Origin of the sequence: Marinomonas aquiplantarum, assembly GCF_003314975.1 — a bacterium.
Lineage (GTDB): Bacteria > Pseudomonadota > Gammaproteobacteria > Pseudomonadales > Marinomonadaceae > Marinomonas > Marinomonas aquiplantarum.
Window position 1 is genome coordinate 26,191 of record NZ_QNRF01000014.1, and the last position, 19,833, is coordinate 46,023.

The 19,833-nt window shown below is 44.3% G+C and carries 17 protein-coding genes; 4 read left to right on the forward strand and 13 right to left on the reverse strand.

Translation table 11 applies throughout. From position 1 onward, the window contains the following. The first annotated feature begins 40 nt into the window (after positions 1–40). The 3 genes from DFP76_RS16890 (at position 41) to DFP76_RS16900 (ending at position 3,256) form a co-directional block, all read left to right on the forward strand. Complete coding sequence (locus DFP76_RS16890; protein WP_113875733.1) at positions 41–1,117, forward strand: GGDEF domain-containing protein; 1,077 nt, start codon at positions 41–43, stop codon at positions 1,115–1,117. 128 nt (positions 1,118–1,245) lie between these two features. Then, the gene (locus DFP76_RS16895; RefSeq protein WP_113875734.1) at positions 1,246–2,832 is read left to right on the forward strand and encodes an L-lactate permease; all 1,587 of its coding nucleotides are present in this window, start codon (positions 1,246–1,248) and stop codon (positions 2,830–2,832) included. 10 nt (positions 2,833–2,842) lie between these two features. Continuing rightward, entirely contained in the window at positions 2,843–3,256 is a 414-nt protein-coding gene (locus tag DFP76_RS16900) for a gamma-glutamylcyclotransferase family protein (protein ID WP_113875735.1), read from the forward strand. A 96-nt stretch (positions 3,257–3,352) separates the two neighbouring features. Here the strand turns inward: DFP76_RS16900 and DFP76_RS16905 are convergent, their stop codons facing one another. The 4 genes from DFP76_RS16905 to DFP76_RS16920 form a co-directional block, all read right to left on the reverse strand. Beyond that, positions 3,353–4,867 carry an alanine/glycine:cation symporter family protein gene (locus tag DFP76_RS16905; RefSeq protein WP_113875736.1) on the reverse strand — a complete coding sequence of 505 codons (1,515 nt, stop codon included), beginning with the start codon at positions 4,865–4,867 and terminating at the stop codon, positions 3,353–3,355. 294 nt (positions 4,868–5,161) lie between these two features. Then, complete coding sequence (locus DFP76_RS16910) at positions 5,162–7,132, reverse strand: tripartite tricarboxylate transporter permease (protein WP_113875737.1); 1,971 nt, start codon at positions 7,130–7,132, stop codon at positions 5,162–5,164. Positions 7,133–7,155: 23 nt separating this feature from the next. Next, complete coding sequence (locus tag DFP76_RS16915; RefSeq protein ID WP_113875738.1) at positions 7,156–8,238, reverse strand: Bug family tripartite tricarboxylate transporter substrate binding protein; 1,083 nt, start codon at positions 8,236–8,238, stop codon at positions 7,156–7,158. 62 nt (positions 8,239–8,300) lie between these two features. Beyond that, entirely contained in the window at positions 8,301–9,362 is a 1,062-nt protein-coding gene (locus DFP76_RS16920; protein WP_113875739.1) for a 4-oxalomesaconate tautomerase, read from the reverse strand. A gap of 117 nt (positions 9,363–9,479) precedes the next feature. On the opposite strand from DFP76_RS16920, the gene DFP76_RS16925 reads away from it, so the two are divergent. Next, positions 9,480–10,391, forward strand: coding sequence for a LysR family transcriptional regulator (locus DFP76_RS16925; RefSeq protein ID WP_113875740.1), 912 nt, complete (start codon positions 9,480–9,482; stop codon positions 10,389–10,391). A 2-nt stretch (positions 10,392–10,393) separates the two neighbouring features. Here the strand turns inward: DFP76_RS16925 and DFP76_RS16930 are convergent, their stop codons facing one another. The 9 genes from DFP76_RS16930 to DFP76_RS16970 all read right to left on the reverse strand — a co-directional run bounded on the left by DFP76_RS16930 (position 10,394) and on the right by DFP76_RS16970 (position 19,727). Beyond that, positions 10,394–11,335: a class I SAM-dependent methyltransferase gene (locus tag DFP76_RS16930; RefSeq protein WP_113875741.1), complete on the reverse strand. Its 942-nt coding sequence runs from the start codon at positions 11,333–11,335 to the stop codon at positions 10,394–10,396. A 111-nt stretch (positions 11,336–11,446) separates the two neighbouring features. Further along, the gene (locus DFP76_RS16935) at positions 11,447–12,820 is read right to left on the reverse strand and encodes a PepSY-associated TM helix domain-containing protein (RefSeq protein ID WP_113875742.1); all 1,374 of its coding nucleotides are present in this window, start codon (positions 12,818–12,820) and stop codon (positions 11,447–11,449) included. Positions 12,821–12,880: 60 nt separating this feature from the next. Then, a complete protein-coding gene (locus tag DFP76_RS16940; RefSeq protein ID WP_113875743.1) occupies positions 12,881–13,366 on the reverse strand; it encodes a DUF2946 domain-containing protein in 486 nt (161 codons plus the stop codon). Between the two features lie 29 nt (positions 13,367–13,395). Then, the gene (locus DFP76_RS16945; RefSeq protein WP_113875744.1) at positions 13,396–13,764 is read right to left on the reverse strand and encodes a DUF2750 domain-containing protein; all 369 of its coding nucleotides are present in this window, start codon (positions 13,762–13,764) and stop codon (positions 13,396–13,398) included. 100 nt (positions 13,765–13,864) lie between these two features. Beyond that, complete coding sequence (locus DFP76_RS16950) at positions 13,865–14,884, reverse strand: adenosine deaminase (RefSeq protein ID WP_113875745.1); 1,020 nt, start codon at positions 14,882–14,884, stop codon at positions 13,865–13,867. Positions 14,885–15,033: 149 nt separating this feature from the next. Continuing rightward, positions 15,034–16,101, reverse strand: a complete 1,068-nt coding sequence (locus DFP76_RS16955) for a BMP family ABC transporter substrate-binding protein (RefSeq protein WP_113875746.1) — start codon at positions 16,099–16,101, stop codon at positions 15,034–15,036. Positions 16,102–16,167: 66 nt separating this feature from the next. Beyond that, positions 16,168–17,100 carry an ABC transporter permease gene (locus DFP76_RS16960; protein ID WP_113875747.1) on the reverse strand — a complete coding sequence of 311 codons (933 nt, stop codon included), beginning with the start codon at positions 17,098–17,100 and terminating at the stop codon, positions 16,168–16,170. Positions 17,101–17,109: 9 nt separating this feature from the next. Next, positions 17,110–18,177 carry an ABC transporter permease gene (locus DFP76_RS16965; RefSeq protein ID WP_113875748.1) on the reverse strand — a complete coding sequence of 356 codons (1,068 nt, stop codon included), beginning with the start codon at positions 18,175–18,177 and terminating at the stop codon, positions 17,110–17,112. Continuing rightward, positions 18,174–19,727, reverse strand: coding sequence for an ABC transporter ATP-binding protein (locus DFP76_RS16970; RefSeq protein ID WP_425451763.1), 1,554 nt, complete (start codon positions 19,725–19,727; stop codon positions 18,174–18,176). Before DFP76_RS16970 ends, DFP76_RS16965 begins: the two co-directional genes overlap by 4 nt. Between the last annotated feature and the right edge of the window lie 106 nt (positions 19,728–19,833).

The window sequence follows — 19,833 nt, forward strand, 5'->3', positions numbered from 1 at the left end:
AGATTATTTAACCTATTTTTAAGGCTAGAGGGAATTGCCAGTGAAAAATGGGTTGAAACAGCGGGTTTTACCATGGCTGTTAGGGAGTCGTGACAAACCGTACCAATATACTCACCATGCCGTCTTGCTTATTGGTTCTGTCGTCTACCTTTATTGCGCTGTGGCAAATTACGCATTCCAACTCGCTAGTCTTGCGAATGTATTGGTGCAGCTTGCGCTGGTGCCAATTATTCTTTTTATCTGGTATTTATCTCGCTGGCTTAACTACTTCAAGAGCATGGCCGTGCTCTTCATGTTACTAGTAACCCTAGTGTCTTTGCCCATTAATTGGATTGGAAATGGCGGCTACAGTGGCCCCACCTATTTTTTAAACTTGGGTGTGCTCATCTATATTTCCGTTGCCTTTCGAGATTTAGGTCTCTACCGGCGATTGGGCCAAGCCTTGGCGATTTTAATGCCGGTTCCTTTATTGATGATTGAGCGGCGCTATCCAGACATAATTTTCAATCATGAGACAGCGGATTTACTTCAGCTTGACCTGACTATTAGCTTTGTCGCAACGGGCTTTTTTTTAATGCTGATGATGGAAAATTACTCTCGTCGTTTTAAACTTGAAAGAGATAAAGCCACCAATTTGAGTGTCAAACTGCAATTACTTTCCGAACAAGATCCGCTAACGGGATTGAGTAATCGCCGAGTTCTAGAGCCTTGTTTAGATCGTTGGCGTGCAGAAGGAAGAACTTTTTGTTTAGCATTAATTGATCTTGACCATTTTAAGTCAATCAATGATCAATGGGGTCATAATTACGGTGATGAAGTGTTATGCGCTTTTGCTAAGGTTCTGCATGAAGTTGCTAAACAACAGCATGGCCAAGCCATTCGTCTTGGGGGAGAAGAGTTTGTGCTATTGCTTCCGCTGAACTTACAAACGACATTTGATTGTTTAATTGATCTAGCAAACGAGTTTAAGGCCACTCAGCTGGAAAATGGTGTCACCACCTTTAGTGCGGGTGTGGCTCAAATGCAGGCGCAAGAAGAGAACCAAGCGTTACTGAAACGAGCTGATGATCTTATGTATGATGCTAAAAGAGCTGGACGCGACTGTATTAAAGCCTAGTTCCACATGCAACGATTGACCTGCAGACTAAATCAATAAGGCGATTTCCCTTTTAATTGACTTGCCTTAATCGCGCATTTGAGCAAATCTGGTAGTGTCTGGATTTGCGATAGGGAAATCACCTCGTCATGTCAATTCTATTGTCTGCTTTACCAATATTACTACTAATTTGGGCGATGACTAAGCGTCATTCGGTGCCGTCTCACATAGCTTTACCTAGCACAGCCTTGTTGGTTGCAGCGATTCAGTACGGTTATTTTGAAGCGGATGTGCGTCTAATGCTAGCAAATAGTGTGGCGGGTATCTTGTCTGTCCTGACGCCTATATCCATTGTGGCTGGCGCCATTTTATTGAATCGGGTGTTGTTTTATTCGGGGGCTGAAGCGGTTTTAAGTCGTTGGCTAAAAAGCGTGAGTCAAAATAAAGTGGCGCAGTTGATGATCATAGGTTGGGCGTTTGCTTTTATGATCGAAGGGGCGTCTGGTTTTGGTACGCCAGCAGCAATTGCAGCGCCCATTTTAATTGGCTTGGGTTTTCCTATCTTGCCTGTCGCGGTTCTTACATTAACAATGAACTCCATTCCCGTGTCCTTTGGTGCGGTTGGTACACCCATTTGGTTTGGTTTATCAGGTTTGTCTTTAACCACCCAAAGTTTACATGAGGTGGCTCAACACACAGCCTTGATAAATATGCTGGCTGCCTTTGTTGTTCCTATCATGGCTTTGCGTTTTGTTGTTTCTTGGCAAGACATTCGTTCTAACTTGGTGTTTATTTTGTTAAGCATTCTATCCTGTACTGTCCCTTATGTTTTGGTGGCTCAGTGGAATCTTGAATTTCCAGCCTTGGTTGGTGGTGCTGTGGGCGTTATGTTGAGTGTTATCTTAGCAGCTCGTGGTGTGGGACTGGCAACATCCACAACAGATCAGAATAGCGAAGCGGTATTGGATTCAAAAGAAGTCATGAAAGCCTTATCGCCATTTATGTTATTGATTGCGATTTTGTTGTTAACACGGCTGCCCAGTGTGGGGTTAAAACAGTGGTTAAACTCAACGTTGCCAATAGGGCAATGGACATCGTATATCGGCGAGTTTGAGGTAAGTCGGTCTTTGGTGTTTGGGTTACATAATATTTTAGGAACAGACATAAGCTGGCAATATAAGAGTTTATACGTTCCAGCTTTGATTCCTTTTGTCTTGGTAGTGTTCGTTTGTGTTCCGTTATTTCGTATGTCGTTACAGCAAGTCAAGTTAGCAATAAAGGATACAGGAGGTCGATTGCGTCTGCCTTGTGTGTCTTTGATCGGGGCATTGGTAATGGTGAATTTGATGATGCAGGGAGAGGCATCGTCTCCCATGTTTTTAATTGCTCAAGGGTTTTCCCAAGTATTAGGAGAAAGTTGGGCCTTTACAGCAGCATTGTTAGGAGCGTTAGGCTCTTTTTTTTCAGGCTCCGCGACCGTCTCAAACCTTACTTTTGGCGCTATTCAATTGGAAATTGCGCAATCGGTTGGCTTGCCAGTAGGCTTGATTTTGGCGTTGCAGTCCGCGGGCGCGGCGATGGGCAATATGGTTTGTATCAATAATATTATCGCGGTCTCCACCATCGTTGGCATTAGTAATAAAGAGGGCCTCATTATTACGCGGACTCTGCGGCCAATGTTGGCTTATGCATTGATCGCTGCTTTGTATTCGTATGGATTTCTATGGCTGCTTTAGGAGCAAAAGCATGCAAAAGGTCTTTGTCTTTGGCACCTTGAAAGAAGGTTTTCCGAATTTTAGGCACAATCAAGGACGTCGCTTTCGAACGGAGTTTGTGACCCAAAGAGCATTTCCCTTATATCTGGTGGGAGAACGTTACTCTCCTTGGCTGATATTCACGCCAGGTTTAGGTCATGCCATCAAAGGACAAGTGTTTGAAGTAACAGACAAGGTCTTACGAGAGATGGACTTGCTTGAAAGAGTCAATGAAATAGAGGGGTATCAGCGAGCCGAAATAGACGTTGTTTGCCAGCAAACGAGTGACGTTTTTAGGGTATCTGTTTACGTTAAGCCAAGTCTATCTTTGTCGGTTCATGAGATTAGAATGGAATTGAAAGGCGAGTATTTATTGGAGCATGCGAAATTATATCGCCCTCGATAACCTTATATGTGTTGGGCACTGTGATAAAAAAGGCCAGTCGTATGACTGGCCTTGATGTTTGTCACTATGATTTAACATGACAGTGACGGGACAATATTACTTATCCGCTTCGTTTTTTGCTTGCTGCTTTTCTAGACGTTTTTCCCAGAAATCAGCACCTTTAATACCTAAAGCTTTTGGGTCAAAAGTATAGTCTTTAACGCCATTCGCTTTCTGTTGCTCGTAATCTCTCAATGCTTTCATCGTTGGTTTCGCCATGAAGAAGATTAACAAAATCCCCACGATGTTTAACCAAGCCATCAAGCCAACACCCACATCACCAAGGTTCCAGATGTAACCTGCTGTGTTTACGGTACCGTACGCGACCATAAACATGATCAGTAGTTTCACTAGTGTTAGTGGAATATTGATTTTTAACGCGCGACGTAAGTAAGCGACGTTGGTTTCTGCGATGTAGTAATACGCCAGGATGGTTGTGAAAGCGAAGAAGAACAAAGCAATACCAACAAAGGCGGAACCCGTATGCCCAAATACACTAGCTAATGCCATTTGAGTAAAGGCTGGAGAGGCGATGATGGTTGAAGGATCAACATTTTGTACGATGAATTGACCTTCTGCCAATGCGCCTTGTACGTTGTACTGCTGCGTGATCAAGATCATCAATGCCGTTGCGGTACAAATAAACAGCGTATCAATGTAAACAGAGAAGGCTTGTACTAATCCCTGTTGTGCTGGGTGTTGTACTTCTGCTGCTGCCGCGGCATGTGGACCAGTACCTTGACCTGCTTCGTTAGAGTAAACACCACGTTTTACACCCCAACCAATGGCCGCACCAAAGCCAGCTTGTGCTGTGAAGGCATCAGAAATGATTAGGCCAAAAATACCAGGCACTTTATCAAGGTTTAAGAAAACGATGATTAACGCCATGATGATGTAACCAAACGCCATGAATGGCACGATAACTTGCGTGAAGTTAGCGATACGTTTGATACCACCAAAAATGATAAAAGCCAATACGACGAGAATCACAGCAAGCGCAACTAGCTTAGTTGAGCCGACTTCACCAAAAGAACTGGTGACCATAGTGCCTTCGCCAAATACTTGAGTAACAGCATTACCTACAGAGTTGGCTTGAATGCCAGGTAAGAAGATGCCACAGGCAATGATAGAAGACAGAGCAAACAACACGCCCAACCATTTCCAGCCTAGGCAACGTTCAAAGTAGTAAGCTGGGCCACCACGATACTGACCGTTTTCACTCACTTTGTAGATTTGACCTAAGGTTGATTCCGCGTAAGCCGTGCTAGCGCCTAGGAAGGCTACAACCCACATCCAGAATACGGCTCCAGGACCACCGAAACCGATAGCGGCAGCAACACCGGCAATATTACCAGTACCAACACGACCAGACAGTGACACTGCTAGCGCTTGGAAAGACGAAATGCCTTTATCTGAGGTATTACCGTTGAACAACAGAGTCCACATTTCTTTGAAATGACGAACTTGTGCAAAACGCGTCAGAATTGAGTAGAAAAGACCTGCACCAAGACATAGATAAATTAAGGCAGGGCTCCAAATGATCCCGTTCAGGAAATCAATGAATGCTTGCATAGTGAATCCTCGAGTATAAGCTCTGTGAGCTTTTTTAATTGTTATATTCCTTGTGAAGAAACAAAGCTTGTGGCCTGTTTTCTTCGTACTGAGAATGCGCACTAAAATCCGTAAGTAAGCAACTTAACATTAAGAAAAAAGTGTGCACCTTAGTGGGGCAAATTTATCACGATTCCCTGCATTACGCTATTTAACATAAGCAAAAAAATTGCCTTAATAAAAAAAATCCCGACACCAAAATGGAGGTCGGGATAGGAAGGCGGGAGTGCCTTTTGAATAAATTACAATATGAGCTTAGACAATAAGACGAATCGCATTTAATAGGTATTCGTCAAACATGCCTTCAGGATAATCAACGTGCATCACTCGCCCTAAGGTCACTAAGAAGATGACTAAGCAAACAGCAATAGTGGTGGATTTTATGTAAGAGGCTTTTGCTATCAATCTTAAGAACACCAAAGAAAAGACAAAAGTAGTACAAATAAAACCGAACAAATAATAACCGTAAGCAATACCAAAGAAGCCTGCTATATAGACGAGATTTGGTGTTAAACCCGCGGCAGTCATTTGGTGCTTTTCACGGACGGATTTAAAGATCACCATCACAACAGAGAACAACACAATGGCGATGGCAATGATTGGGAAGGATCTGGTTAATTTCGCCATATCCCATACATCAAACAAAGCATAACCACCGCATACAGCAAAAACAGCAACAATGGCTAGGTCCGCGTAGGACATAGTTTGTTTTTCTTCTGCTGGTGCAACCGCTTTTTCGGCGTCACTGGCGTCTGCCAATTTTGCCTCTTTGCGTTTTTTCAGAATCGGTGGCAATACAAAGCCGATGACAATTAAAGCCGCAATAATGATGACACCTGGACGAGAGAACCAAGAGGTTCCATAGAATTGAATGCTTTGGAAGAAGTAATTTTCAGCACCAGAAGACAGCACGAAACCGATCAGAAATGCTGGTCGAGGCCAGTTTGCGCCTTTCATCAAAATGCCAAGGCTGGCAACCACACCTAGCAGGATAAAGTCACCTAGGCTGCGCGTCGCTTGGTAAGCGGCAAACAGAATAAGGGTTAAGATAATTGGCGTTAAGATAGAAAACTTAATGTAAGTTAGCAAAGAAATAGGGCGGGTAAAACAAATGCAGAAAATAGCGCCCAGAATGTTTGCCATCGCTAATGACCAGATAATAGTGTACGTCAGGTCAAGGTGCGTAGAAATCATCGACACGCCAGGCTGAATGCCTAACAACAGCATACCACCTAAGAAAACCGCAGCAGAGCCTGAGCCAGGTACACCAAACAAAATGGTTGGAATCATACTACCAGAGGCGCAGGCATTGTTGGCGGATTCTGGAGCGATAACACCACGAATCTCACCTTTACCAAACTGCGATGTGTCTTTGCTTGAATTCAGTGCAAAGCTGTAGGTCATCCAGTCAACGACCGAACCACCAAGACCTGGTATCGCACCGATTAAGCTACCAAAAACGGATGATTTTCCGACCAATGGTAAGTTGGCAAAAACGTCTTTAAAGCCTTGGCCTAAACCATGTCCAAGTTTATTTTTAGACGAAGCAATGGCGGTGTCTTTTACCAATAAGCTGACAATTTCAGGTAGGGCAAAAATACCCAAACCAACGATAACCAATGGAATGCCATCGTATAAATAATCAATGTCTAGGGTAAAACGGAATTCACCGGTTGCTGGAGCACCACCAATGGTGCCGACCAACAAGCCAAATCCACAGGCCGCCAATCCCTTGTATAGATTACCTCCAGAAAGCGCCGCAACCACACTTAAGCCCAATAGGGTTAGCATGAAAAGCTCGGCGGATGAGAAGGCTAATACAACAGGGCGTGCGACGAGGATAAAAACGCTGAGCACGATGGCACCAACAACACCACCTATCATGGAAGACAGGAAGGCCGCTGAAAGTGCGCGCGCTGCTTGGCCTTTCTTTGCTAATGGGAAGCCGTCCATCACAGTTGCCTGTGATGAACTGGAGCCTGGTATACCCATTAGGACAGAGGTAAAGGTATCCCCTGTTGGAATTACGGCGACAAGTCCCATCAGCATACCGAGACCAACGGAAGGTTCCATCCCATATAAAAAAGGTAAGAGTAAAGACATTCCGGCAATACCGCCGAGTCCAGGAATAATCCCTACGACTAAACCAACCAATACACCCGTTATTAAATAGGTGAGGTGGCCGATTGACAGTATTTGATCTAGGGCGCTGAGGAACTCAATCATTAATAATAACTCCTAAAACCAGATTACAGAGTGTAATCAAATTTTGTTTTCAACCATTGTGCGACCCATTTGTACAGATCAGGTGAAATATTAAGCGCATTGCTTAGGTGCTGTGCAGCATCGATGCCTTCAACATTGACGTAAGGACCAACTTGTACCGCTGATTCTTTGATGAAAGTTGGGTCTTTCAACATTGCGTTGATACCTTTACGGTAAGCGGCAATGACATCACTTGGAGTGTCAGCAGGAATAAAGATAACTTTCTGGAAAGCGAAACCAGCGGCTAGGAACTTAGAGTAAGCTTCATAAGCTTCGCCAGAAGGCTGCTTGCCGTACTTCTCGAAGTAAACTTCTTGGAAAGTAGGTAGGTCTGGAAACGCAGGGTCGCGAACCACTTTACCTTCTTTGTTAAGTACGCCTAAAGAAAATAATGGTACTGCTTTATCATTGTTCACAAGATCAACAACTGAGTTCAAGTAAGCAGAAGACGTTTGGAAATCAATTTTCGCTTCGCCACGCTCAAAGGCTAGACGACCAGCGCCACGACTCTTCATACCGAATACAGGTTTAACGTCTAAACCTAGCATTTCGAAAGCGATCAATACAGGCAACTCAAGACGAGTTGGGCCTTGAGAACCAAAAGGAAGTGTTACACCATCAAGCTTGTTGATGTCGGCTGCAGATTTAACACCTAGGTTTGGTTGTACGTAAACAACACCGCCAGTTGGGCTCGCCATAAGTGGCAACCATTTGTCGAAGTTATAACGTACACGTTTGTCACCCAACATGAATGGGAACAAGGTAGATGCAGATGTGCCTAGAATGTCTTGACCATTGTCTTTAGCACGCTTGTAGAACAAGTTAGTACCAGTGATAGAACCACCGCCAGGTTGGTTTTTGATCACAACAGTTGGGTTGCCTTCTAGGTTTTTCGTTAGATGAGGAGCAATAAAACGAGCCCAAACATCCGTACCACCACCCACACCAAATGGAATGGTCCAATTAATGGTCGAAGGAACTTGTGTTTCTTCTGCTTGGATTGGGGCCGCAACTAAACAACTGAAAGACAGTAGAGAAGCACCTAATAGCGTAGAAAGTTTTTTCATCGAATTTTTCCTTTCTTGTTTTTATGACGAATCAATACGTTAATTTATCTGTATTGAAATGGTTAATTGAGATATACCGTACCAGACAGTATCTTCTTCGCTGTGCGTATCAGTGATACGCTGTTTAACTCTGATGGATTATCTTCCTTGCGTTGAGCGGTAAGCTCTATCTTCCCTGATGGATGTTCCAAGGTGAAAAACGAAGTATTTTCGTTTTCACCAATCAGTTTTGACGCCACAGTTCCAGGCAAACAACAAGCCGTCACAATGGCAATACTGCCTGTTACAGCTAATGCTTTATGGCATTTGTGTGGCACAAAATAGCGGGCGCAGACCGTGCCACCTTGTGAGGCAGGTGAAAGCAAAATGGGTTTAGGAATAACGGATTCAGACACGTCTCCCATGCCCATTAACTCACCAGCTTGTAAGCGAATATTTTCTAGGCGAGACATAAATTCATGGTCTTCATCTAACTCAGATGGTGCTTCATGCCCAGTTTTACCAAGTTGAGCGGCATTGATAATAACGACAGGGGTTGCTGCATCAATGCAAGTGACTTCAACCGAATCAATCAGATTGGTTTTCTGTCCCGTTGGTAGCAATTTACCTGTTTTCGCGCCTTCTACGTCTAGAAACGTTAGTTCAATTGGTGCGCCAGGTGAGTTGGTGCCACTGATGGTAATATCACCTTTGTATTCTACTTGGCCATTTGGCGTCAGAACGGTTGAGTGAATGATTTTTCCAGTATTTAAATTATGGATGCGCACCGTAGTTTTGTCTTTTTGGGCGGGGAATAAACCGGTTTCAATGGCATAGGGAGCCACTCCCGCAAGCATATTGCCGCAATTTGGCGCGAAGTCGACCTTTTTTTCGATAATGCTGACCTGCGCAAATAAATAATCCACATCCGCATCTGGGTGAGTGGAAGGGCCAACCATCGCAACTTTGCTGGTTAAGCTGTTGCCGCCACCAATGCCATCAAGCTGAAGTTCGTGACCAGATCCCATCACCTTCATCAAAATTTCAGCGCAGGCCTCGCGATCCGAAGGTAAATCAGACATGTTGAAATATGGACCGCGAGAGGTACCGCCACGCATAATCATGCAGGAGATGGTTTGTGACATTGAGATTAACCTTTCTTGTTGTTTGAACTTAGCGCTAAAGTCTCACATTCGCCATTGCTGCATCAAATGCAAAGATAGTGCATAATTGATGCGTAAAACGAATTAATAGGAGTGGCCATGCATCAGATTGAATTTAAGGATTTGGTGATTTTTATCCGTATTGCTGAGACGGGAAACTTCCACGATGCCGCGGAATTAACGCATTTATCTCAGCCGGCGTTGAGTCGTAGGATGCAAAAATTAGAAGGGATTTTAGGAGCGCCCTTGTTTGAACGCACCACTCGAAAAACTTGGTTGACATCAGTTGGTCGAGAATTTTTACCAAAAGCAAGACGCATGGTTGAAGAGTTTGAGTTGTCTGTTTTAGGCATAAAAGACATGGCGTCACAGCAAAAAGGTAAAGTCACCATTGCTTGTATACCCACCGCGGCATTCTATTTTCTACCTAGTGTCATCAATGTGTTTAACGAACGTTACCCGGGAATTCGCATTCAGATCTTGGATGAAAGTGCTAATCATGGGTTGGAATCGGTGATTCGTGGTGATGCGGATTTTGGTATCAATATGGCGATCGCGCAACATCCTGAGGTGTCCTTTACGCCTTTGTTGGATGATCCATTTGTGGTGTGCCTGCGCACAGATCACCCCTTGTGTGATTTGGATGAAGTATCTTGGGAAGACATTGCTCCATATAAGTTAATCAGTGTAGGACGAGCCAGTGGTAATCGTATTTTATTAGATAAATCTCTTGCCCGAGATCAGGTGAACTTGAACAGTTTTTATGAGGTTCAACATTTGTCCACTTCACTCGGTTTGGTGGAAATGGGATTGGGAATATCCATTGTTCCTAAGTTGGCAATGCCACTTAGTACGGCATCCGTGTTAACTTCTCGTCCTTTAAAAGGGCAACAAATTGATCGATCGATTGGCCTGGTAAAGCGTAGTTCAACATCGCTTTCGCCTGCGGCGGATTTGTTTATCAATATCTTGCTAGAGCGCTGGTCTGTGGTCAGTAAAGATCCTATTTAGTTCTATGTGTTTTTACTGAAAATAAGCGCTTTTAGACCACTTTCTATGTAAATGTCGGGGAATTCTGGTGGGTTCTCCAGACGACATTGAAATTGCAATTCAGGTGCTTCGGTTTGCATACTTTCGATTAAGAATTGAGCCGGTAAGTTTGGGTCATTAATGCAGGCTAGAACCTGACCTTTTGCATTCAGTAAGTCTGGCAGTCGACGTAAAATTTTCTGATAATCTGTGGTCAGCGCAAAGCTGCCTTTTTGGAAACTAGGCGGATCAATAATGATAAGGTCATACTGTCCATACTTTTTGATTTTTCCCCAAGATTTAAAAATATCATGAGCAAAAAATTTTACCTTATTGAGATCGTGGCCATTTAAGCGGTGGTTATCTCGACCTCGACTGAGAGCACCTTTAGCCATGTCCAAGTTGATTACCAGATCTGCTTGTCCTTTCATGGCGGCGACGGAAAACCCGCAAGTGTAGGCAAATAAATTTAAGACACGTTTATTATGGCTATTTTCAGCGACCCATTGACGGCCATAACGCATGTCCAAAAATAGCCCTGCGTTTTGGTTTCGTCCTAAGCTAAGTTGAAACTTTAAACCTTCTTCATCGACCACAAGATCCTTTTCGCCTTCTCCCCAGATGACTTGGGTTGGATGATTAGGTTGATAGCGATATTGAATAACAATGGCGTTGACATGACTGGAAGACCATATTTCTTGCTGTGTCCAAGAGATAATTTCCTCAATAAGGCATTGCTCATCGATCGGGGGCATTTCCTTGAATAGGGTAATCAATAATTGCCCAGCCATAAAATCGACGGTAATTTGCTCTAGGCCTACAAAGCACCGACCTCGACCATGAAACAGTCTTTTCACTTGGTTTGGTGTTTGTGGTAATTGAGTAACAATATGCTGGGTTAGGGTGTTGAGAATAGCAGGGGTCATGGTGGCCGTTTCTTACTTTCTGAAGGGCGTATTGTACTGCTTAGAGAATTCTTTACCATCATGAATTGAGGTACGTAAGTAGACCGAGCTGATGGGCTCGGCCAATCACCCTTAGGCGGCTTTTTTCCAGCGCCATGCATCAATTAATAAGAAGACAATCAGGCTTACTCCCATAACAGGCATACTCAGGCCTAGTGCCAGTGCTACGCCGAACGTAATGATTTTTTGAATGCCTGTCAGTTTGTGCCATGCTTGCAATAAAGGCTTTGACGTCGAGCCTGCATTTGGACGTCGAATCCACCACATTTTGTAACCCCAAATGATCATCAGACAAGTTGATAATCCGAACAGCGTTAACAAAATCTGATTGGGAATGCCAAATAAGACTCCCATATGAGCATCAATTCCCCAACGAATTAACTTAGCCACTAGAGGGAAGGTCTCGAAGTCGGCACGACTGGTCACCGTCATGGTATTTGTGTCTACCGCCACACTGTCTACCTGTGTTGGCCAAGAGCGATCAATCTCACGAACAAACCATGCTTTATTACCGGTACGATCGGGTTTGATTTCGATTTTGTTTGCATCAATGCCAGCTTCACGAGCTGCTTTTAGAACACCATCAAACAGCAAGTCAGCATGGTGATTTGCGGCGTCTGGCGCTGCCATTTGCGATGAGCTGTGATGGGCATGGTTGGCGTGTTCATCTTGTTGTTGAGTGGGCTGCTGCGGTGACAAACTAAGATCAACGGATGGGGTAACCCAACCAATGGAGGCTCTCAAACTGCCGATATTACTACCGGCCCATTTCGACCAAGTTAAACCGGTTACAGAAACGAAAATGAGCCCCACAAAGATCCATAAGCCAAGTTGATAATGGCGACGGCGTTTTCGCAAATGTTCTGTCTTAGCAGCGACTTCCGCACGATTTTTCTTACCGCCTTTGTACCACAAAAATAGACCACCAAGAGCTGCAATCCATAGCCAAGAAGCAGCTAATTCACTGTAATAACGTCCCACTTCACCGAGTAATAATTGGCGGTGAAAAAAGTCAATGGTGGTACGAATTGGTAATACGCCACTGGTGCCATAGACAGGTAAGTTGCCTTTCAAATCTAGAGTAACAGGATCGATAAACAATGCTCTTGCACCTGTTAAGCGAGCGGTTGGGTCTAAAAACATTACACGTGTGTTATCACCCACTTCCGGTGCTGGGCGTACTGCGAATAAGGTTAAATCACTGTTTAGGTGGGACCGAGCCGCTGCAATTTGATTAGCTAACGGCTGATAATCACCACGGCTTTGAGTCGTTAACGCCTCTTTATAGACAGCGTGTTCAATCTGTGGCGACAGTATGTATAAAGTGCCGGTTAGGGCCGCAATAAAAATAAATGGACCGACAAACAGGCCGACATAAAAATGCAGGCGTGTGATAAGAAGCAACAGCGCATTCGATGTGGCTTCGTTTTTAATTTGACTAGACATAGTTTCTCTCATTTTACTTGGCACAAAGGTGCCCCTGAACATCATGTTCACGATTGTTTTTTAAAGGGCTGTAAAGCGAGAGTGTCGTGGTGGTGCGCGAGGAATAAGAGGGGTGAAGATGGCCAGGTATTTACGGACAAGAGTGGCGTAAATAATACTGGGGTATGGTTCTTTTTCTAATGGAACAATGGTAAAGGTTTGCGCTTTTAGCCAGCTCAAATGAAACAGCAATGAGCAGTATCCACATGCTTCTAATAGGTTTGTTCTGCCTTCAATTTGGTTATGATGCCCATGATGTTCCATGGTATTTGCACTGACAGACTGAGGTGGGCTTTTATGGTCTGTTGAAGGCTTAGTGGAAACAGGGTGATGTTGAGCAGAATGAGAATGCTCTGTTGCCGTTGCTACTCTGTCTTGCAATGTGTCGGCTAATTGGGAGTAGAGTGGGCCAAAATAGATTAAAAACACGCAAAACAAAGCCAAAAAGACACCGAAGTGTGTTTTGGCTTTGTGGATGGATTGGCTGGGCGTGAAGACAGTCAGCATACTTTCTTGACGATTAATAAGCTAAACCGTTAAGCCGTTTTAATATCGTGGCCATGTTCTTCAGCAGAAGAGACAATGCATTCTCCAGCCATATTTGGTGCAGCGCCAACGGAATATTTATCTTCAGTCATGCCTGGAAGCCACTTTTCTAACCAGTCAGCAGCCGAGATTTCTAATCCTTTAAAGTCAGGGTAGTCTTTTTCGGCCCAATGCAAAGCCATCGCTTCGTCAGGCCAAACGGGAAGCACTTGGTCTGCGTTAAGAGGAATAACCAAACAGCCCTGTTCGTCAGCCAAGGTCCAAATGGAGTGGCCTTGCTGAACTCTTTGGACCATTTTGCTATAACGATCATTACTGGTTAAACGAAAAAAAGTATCGTCGAATTGTGTGTCAGACATGAAATACAACCTGATATGTAAAATTGTCGGCGATCATATCACATTGCTTTGGGCTTGATAAAAGTTTTCGCCTTCCGTGGCGAATCAATCAAAACGCGGTTTATTGATTAAAAAGTGTGTCGATTTGCTGTAAGTGCTTTTGCTTATCGGTCGGAGACATCCAACTGCCTTCGATGCCATTACAAGCCAATTGATATAGCTCTTGTTTGCTAATCTGTGTTCGCTCAATTAATGCTTGGTAGTTGTCATTCATATAGCCACCAAAGTAGGCTGGATCGTCTGAATTAACCGTGGCTTTTAAACCCAATTTCAACATAGTGCGTATTGGGTGTTCTGTCATGTCGTTCACCACACACAGTTTGAGGTTGGACAATGGGCAGACTGTCAGAGTCAGTTGTTGCTTGGCAATTTCAGCAACAAGGTCGTCATCCTCAAGGGCTCGATTACCATGATCGATACGCTGAACTTTAATCAAGTCCAATGCTTGCCATACATACTCTGGTGGTCCTTCTTCGCCAGCGTGAGCGGTAATTTTTAAGCCTAAATCTCGACAGGCGGCAAAGACATTAGCGAACTTCTCTGGTGGGTGTCCTACTTCTGAGCTGTCTAAGCCAACGCCATCAATCCAATTTAGAAAGGGTTTGGCTTCTTCTAAGGTTTGAAAAGCGCTGTCTTCACTCAAGTGACGCAAGAAAGACATGATGAGTTGATAGGTCATGCCCCAACGTTGTTTGGCATCCTCTAGAGCGCGACGAATGCCAGTGATTTGAACTTCAAACGGAATACCACGTTCAGTGTGACCTTGTGGATCAAAGAAAATTTCTACGTGAACCACATTTTCACTGTGTACTTTTTCTAAATACGCCATAGTAAGGTCGTAGAAATCAGCTTCGTGAAGTAATACAGACATGCCTTGATAGTACAGGTCTAAAAAGTCTTGTAAGTTGGTAAATTGGTAGGCCTCTTTGAGCGCGTCAACCGTGTCATATTTAAGAGCAACTTGGTTGCGTTGAGCAATGGCAAACATTTGCTCAGGCTCAAAAGTGCCTTCAATATGAAGATGCAATTCGGTTTTGGGCATGGCTTGCGAAAGAGCCACCAATGACGCTGTATTATCCATGATATTACCTTTCAAACTTTGTGGTTGCGATTCATACAATAAACTATAACGAATATCGCAATACTTTACGCGCCATCTGCCGCGCAGTGAGATGATGAATTTAAAAATGGGGGGAATATACAGCCAGCAGAGCTGGCTGTATAGGGATTTTAGCGAGGAATTTCGTCTGTTATACCTTCCACATACCAATTCACTTGAGCAAGCTCTTCGTCGGTCAGTGAGTGGCCTTCAGGAACAACAGTATTACCTTTATTATCCTTAATAGGTCCGGTAAACGGCTTCAGTTCACCTGATTTGATCACAGCGTATGTTTCTTCGATTTTAGCTTTAACATCCGCCGGAAGGTTTGGGTTGATGGATTCAATGGTTAGCATGTCTTCTTTGAAGCCACCCCAGTAATCACTTGGTTTCCAAGTGTTGTTCATTACTGCTTCAGCAACGCTGACATAGTAAGGTGTCCAATTATCTCGAACAGAGAACATGTGAGCTTCAGGTGCGAATTTGCTCATGTTCGACGCTTGGCCAATAGAGCGCATACCGCGTTTTTCTGCTGCGATTTGTGGTGCAGGGCTGTCGGTGTGTTGAATCAAAATATCGACACCTTGGTCCATTAGAGCATTGGCTGCATCCGTTTCTTTACCTGGATCGTACCAAGAGTTCACCCAAACGATTTTAATTTTAACGTCCGGATTGACCTTCTTCGCTGCCATGTAAACCGTATTAATATCACGGATTACTTCTGGGATTGGGAAAGAAGCAATGTAACCAATAGTGTTGGTTTTGGTCATCATACCCGCGGCCACACCAGAGACGTATCGACCTTCATAGGTACGCAATACATAGGTGCCCACGTTACGAGAACGTTTGTAGCCAGTGGCGTGCTCGAAGGTGACTTTTGGAAAGCGCTTGGCGACTTTCACGGTAGGGTTCATAAAGCCAAATGAAGTCGTGAAGATCAAATCATTTCCTGCTTTTGCTAATTGTGTAATTACACGCTCAGCATCAGCACCTTCAGGTACGTTTTCAACATAAGTGGTTTCGACCTTGTCGCCAAAATGCTCTTCAAGACCGATGCGACCTAAATCATGTTCATAACTCCAACCTAGATCGCCAACTGGACCTACGTATACAAAGCCGACTTTTAATGGGTCTTCCGCTTGAACGGCACTGGCACCCGCCAGAAGTCCCAAGCTAAGCAGTAACGATTTCATTTTCATGTTTTGCTCCTATTGTGTGCCCTAAGGGCTTATTGCTCTTCGTAGTTAAAGTGATTAATTAAGGCCTTACGCCATGTTTCTAGGGTCAAATGGCTTCCCTAGAGACCGAGGCGCAAGCAGTTTTTCTTTAAAGTGATCCGCGCTAATGATGACCATAACAATGACGGTAGCCATGTAAGGCAGCATCGCCAATAAGTTTGGTGAGATTGACCATCCCAAGCCCTGTAAAACCAAATGCATAATGCTGGCCAATCCGAATAAATAAGCTCCGAGCATGATGCGCCCAATGCGCCATGAGGCGAATACCACCAAAGCAAGGGCGATCCAACCGCGTCCGGCGGTCATGTTTTCAACCCACATAGGGGTATAAACCAGCGACATATAAGCGCCGGAAATGCCAGCCATGGCACCACCAAACATAATAGCTAAATATCGAACTTGTAATACTTTAATACCAATGGCGTTAGCAGCATTGGGGTTTTCTCCGACGGCTTTTAGTGTCAGTCCAACGCGAGTTTTATTGACCACAAAGTAGAGGGCAATGGTAATGGCAAAAGACAAATAAACGAGGATGTCATGTTTGAACAAAATCTCACCGAGATAGGGGATATCGGATAACAAAGGAATGGCTATCGGTGTAAAGCCTTGAATGGTTTGCCCAACCACGCCAGAACCTACAAATGCACTTAACCCTGTGCCGAAAATAGTTAATGCTAATCCTGTGGCGACCTGATTCGCACCGAGTTGAAGAACGAGAACGGCAAAGATTAAGCTCATAAATGAGCCCATTATCATTGCCGCAAGAACACCGAGTCCCATACTGCCAGTTGTATAGGCAGCTAAGAATCCGAGGACAGCGCCCATCAGCATCATGCCTTCTTGTCCTAAATTAAGGATGCCGGACTTCTCGCAAATCACTTCTCCTAAAGCAATAAACAATAATGGGGTGCCTGTTTTAATGGCGGCGAACAAAATTTGAGTGATTAGATCTGCGTCCACAGTGAGCTCCTAGTTCGTCGCTTGGTGAGAAAGCGTAAGACGGTTATTAATAAAGAAATCGCAGGCCAATAAGAAAAACAGCAGAACCCCTTGGAACATGCTGACAACCGCGACAGGGATGCCCATTTCAATTTGTGCCAGGTCACCACCCATATAAAGAATGGCCATAAACACCGCGGCTAATATTGCTCCAATCGGATGAAGGCGGCCTAAATAGGCGACAATGATGGCGGAGTAACCGTAACCGGGTGATACATTGGGCACCAGTTGTCCGATCGGTCCAGTGGTTTCGCTTACGCCTGCTAAGCCAGCTAATGCGCCTGCGAACAGCATGACAAACCAGCTGAGTTTCTTGCTGTTGAAGCCGGCATATTTCGCCGCTGGTTCGTCGGCACCTAATACTCTTATTTGGAAACCCAAATGAGTTTTAGTAAGAATGAACCAACCAATAAATCCCGCCAGGATAGCAAACACAATACCAAGGTGAATGCGGCTGAACTCAAATAAAGTCGGTAATAAGGTGGCATCAGAGAATAGGGCCGACTCAGGAAAGCCAAATCCTTGAGGGTCACGCAAAGGCCCGTGAACGGCCCAAATTAGTAGATATAAGGCAATATAGTTGAACATGATGGTGGTTAATATCAGGTTTGAATTAAAGCGCAGCTTTAAAAAGGTTGGGATAGCAGACCACAACATGCCTGATACGATGCCCGCTAGCAATGTAATGGGCAGGGCGAAGACAGAATCAGAATCGATAAAGTACAGTGCCATGGCAGAGCCACCTAAGGCACCAGCTAATAATTGTCCTTCTGCGCCAATGTTCCACATATTGGCGCGATAGCATATGGCTAGACCTACGGCACAAAGTAACAGAGGCCCCATTTTAACGAACATTTCACCAATGTTATAACTGTCCGATAAAGGCGCTATTAGTAACACATGCAATGCTTGAAGTGGGTCTTTGCCAATGGCTGAAAATAATAAGCAGCCGAATAATAAGGTCAGTACAATCGCAATTAACGGAGAAGCGATTTTCATTAATGTACTTGGCTCAGTACGAGCTTGAATGCGGATCATGATTGTGTCTCTTGTGTTAATTCGCGTTGAGTGTCAATAAAAGTCCCTGCCATCCATTGACCAATTTGATCTATGTTGGTGTCTTGGGTTTTGACTTGAGGCGATAAATGACCGTCACAGATAGCAGACATGCGATCCGCAAGGAGAAACAGCTCATCGATGTCTTCTGAGATCAAGAGAATGGCTGCGCCTTGATCACGTAAGTCTAATAAAGCTTGGTGAATGGCGAGTGCGGCACCAACGTCAACGCCCCATGTTGGGTGAGCGCATATAAGCACTTTAGGGTTTTGACCTATCTCCCGACCCATGATGAATTTTTGTAAGTTGCCTCCGCTCAAGCTCTTGGCTTCTGAGAATTCACCATGACACTTCACTTTGTATTTCTTGATTAAACGACTGGCATAGTCTTTCGCTTCTTGCCATTGCACTAAACCATTTTTGATAAAGCCTGTGCTGTGAGTTAGTAAGGTGTTTTCCGTCAAGCTCATATCTGGTACTGCGCCACGCCCCAGTCGTTCTTCTGGTACATAAGCCATACCAAGTTTACGTCTGTCTCCTGCATGTAGATGACCAATGTCCATCTGATCAAGGCTCAAACTGCTTTTGTTAGTCCGATTGTCTTCGCCACTAATAATGGCCATTAGTTCATCTTGGCCATTCCCTGCGACACCCGCAATACCAAGAATCTCACCCGCTTTAAGTTCAAATTGAATGTTCTTTAAACTGGTGCCAAAAGGTTGTTTTGAGGGCAGGGATAAGTTATTGGCACTGAATAGAGTGTGGGTGCCTTCTTTTTTAGTGTACTGAGTGTCTTGCTCGGCTAGATCTCCGACCATCATTTTGGCGATCGAAGCGGGTGTTTCTTCACTTGGTACGCAAGTGTTAACAACCTTACCGCCACGCAAGATGGTGGCTTGATGACAAATTTCAGTCACTTCGTGCAATTTATGACTGATAAAGAGAATACTACAGCCTTCTTTGGACAGGGTCCTGAGGACATCAAATAAACCTGATACTTCTTGCGGCGTCAGCACTGAGGTCGGTTCATCCAGAATAAGAAGCTTTACTGACTGAACTAGACAACGCATGATTTCAACCCGTTGACGTTCACCAATCGAAAGAGAGTGAACGTATTTATCTGGATCAACGTTTAACCCATATTCTTCAGAGAGTTGGCGTATTTTTTCGGCCAAGTCATCAATATTGGCAAGGTGTTTTTGACTTAAGCAAAGTTCGATGTTTTGGCTGACAGTTAAGGTTTCAAACAAGGAGAAATGCTGAAAAACCATGCCAATGCCTAGGTCCCTTGCGGTAGAAGGGGATTTTATGGTCACTTCTTTACCATCCCAAAGAATATCGCCTTTGTCTGGCGCAACAACGCCGTAGATGGTTTTTACGAGCGTGCTTTTACCGGCACCATTTTCTCCTAATAAAGCATGAATTTCCCCTGGTTGTAGACATAAATTGATGCTGTCATTCGCTAGACAGCCAGGGTATTGCTTAGTGATGTCGATTAATTCTAAGCGTGAAGCAATTTGTTGTGTATTCAAGGTACTGGCACCATTTTGTCTAAGCCATTTATTGGCTTGTAAGAGCATCTTCTAGTGTAGTGCATACTTATGAAGCTGTTTTGGTGTTGCGCACCATTTTAGAGCT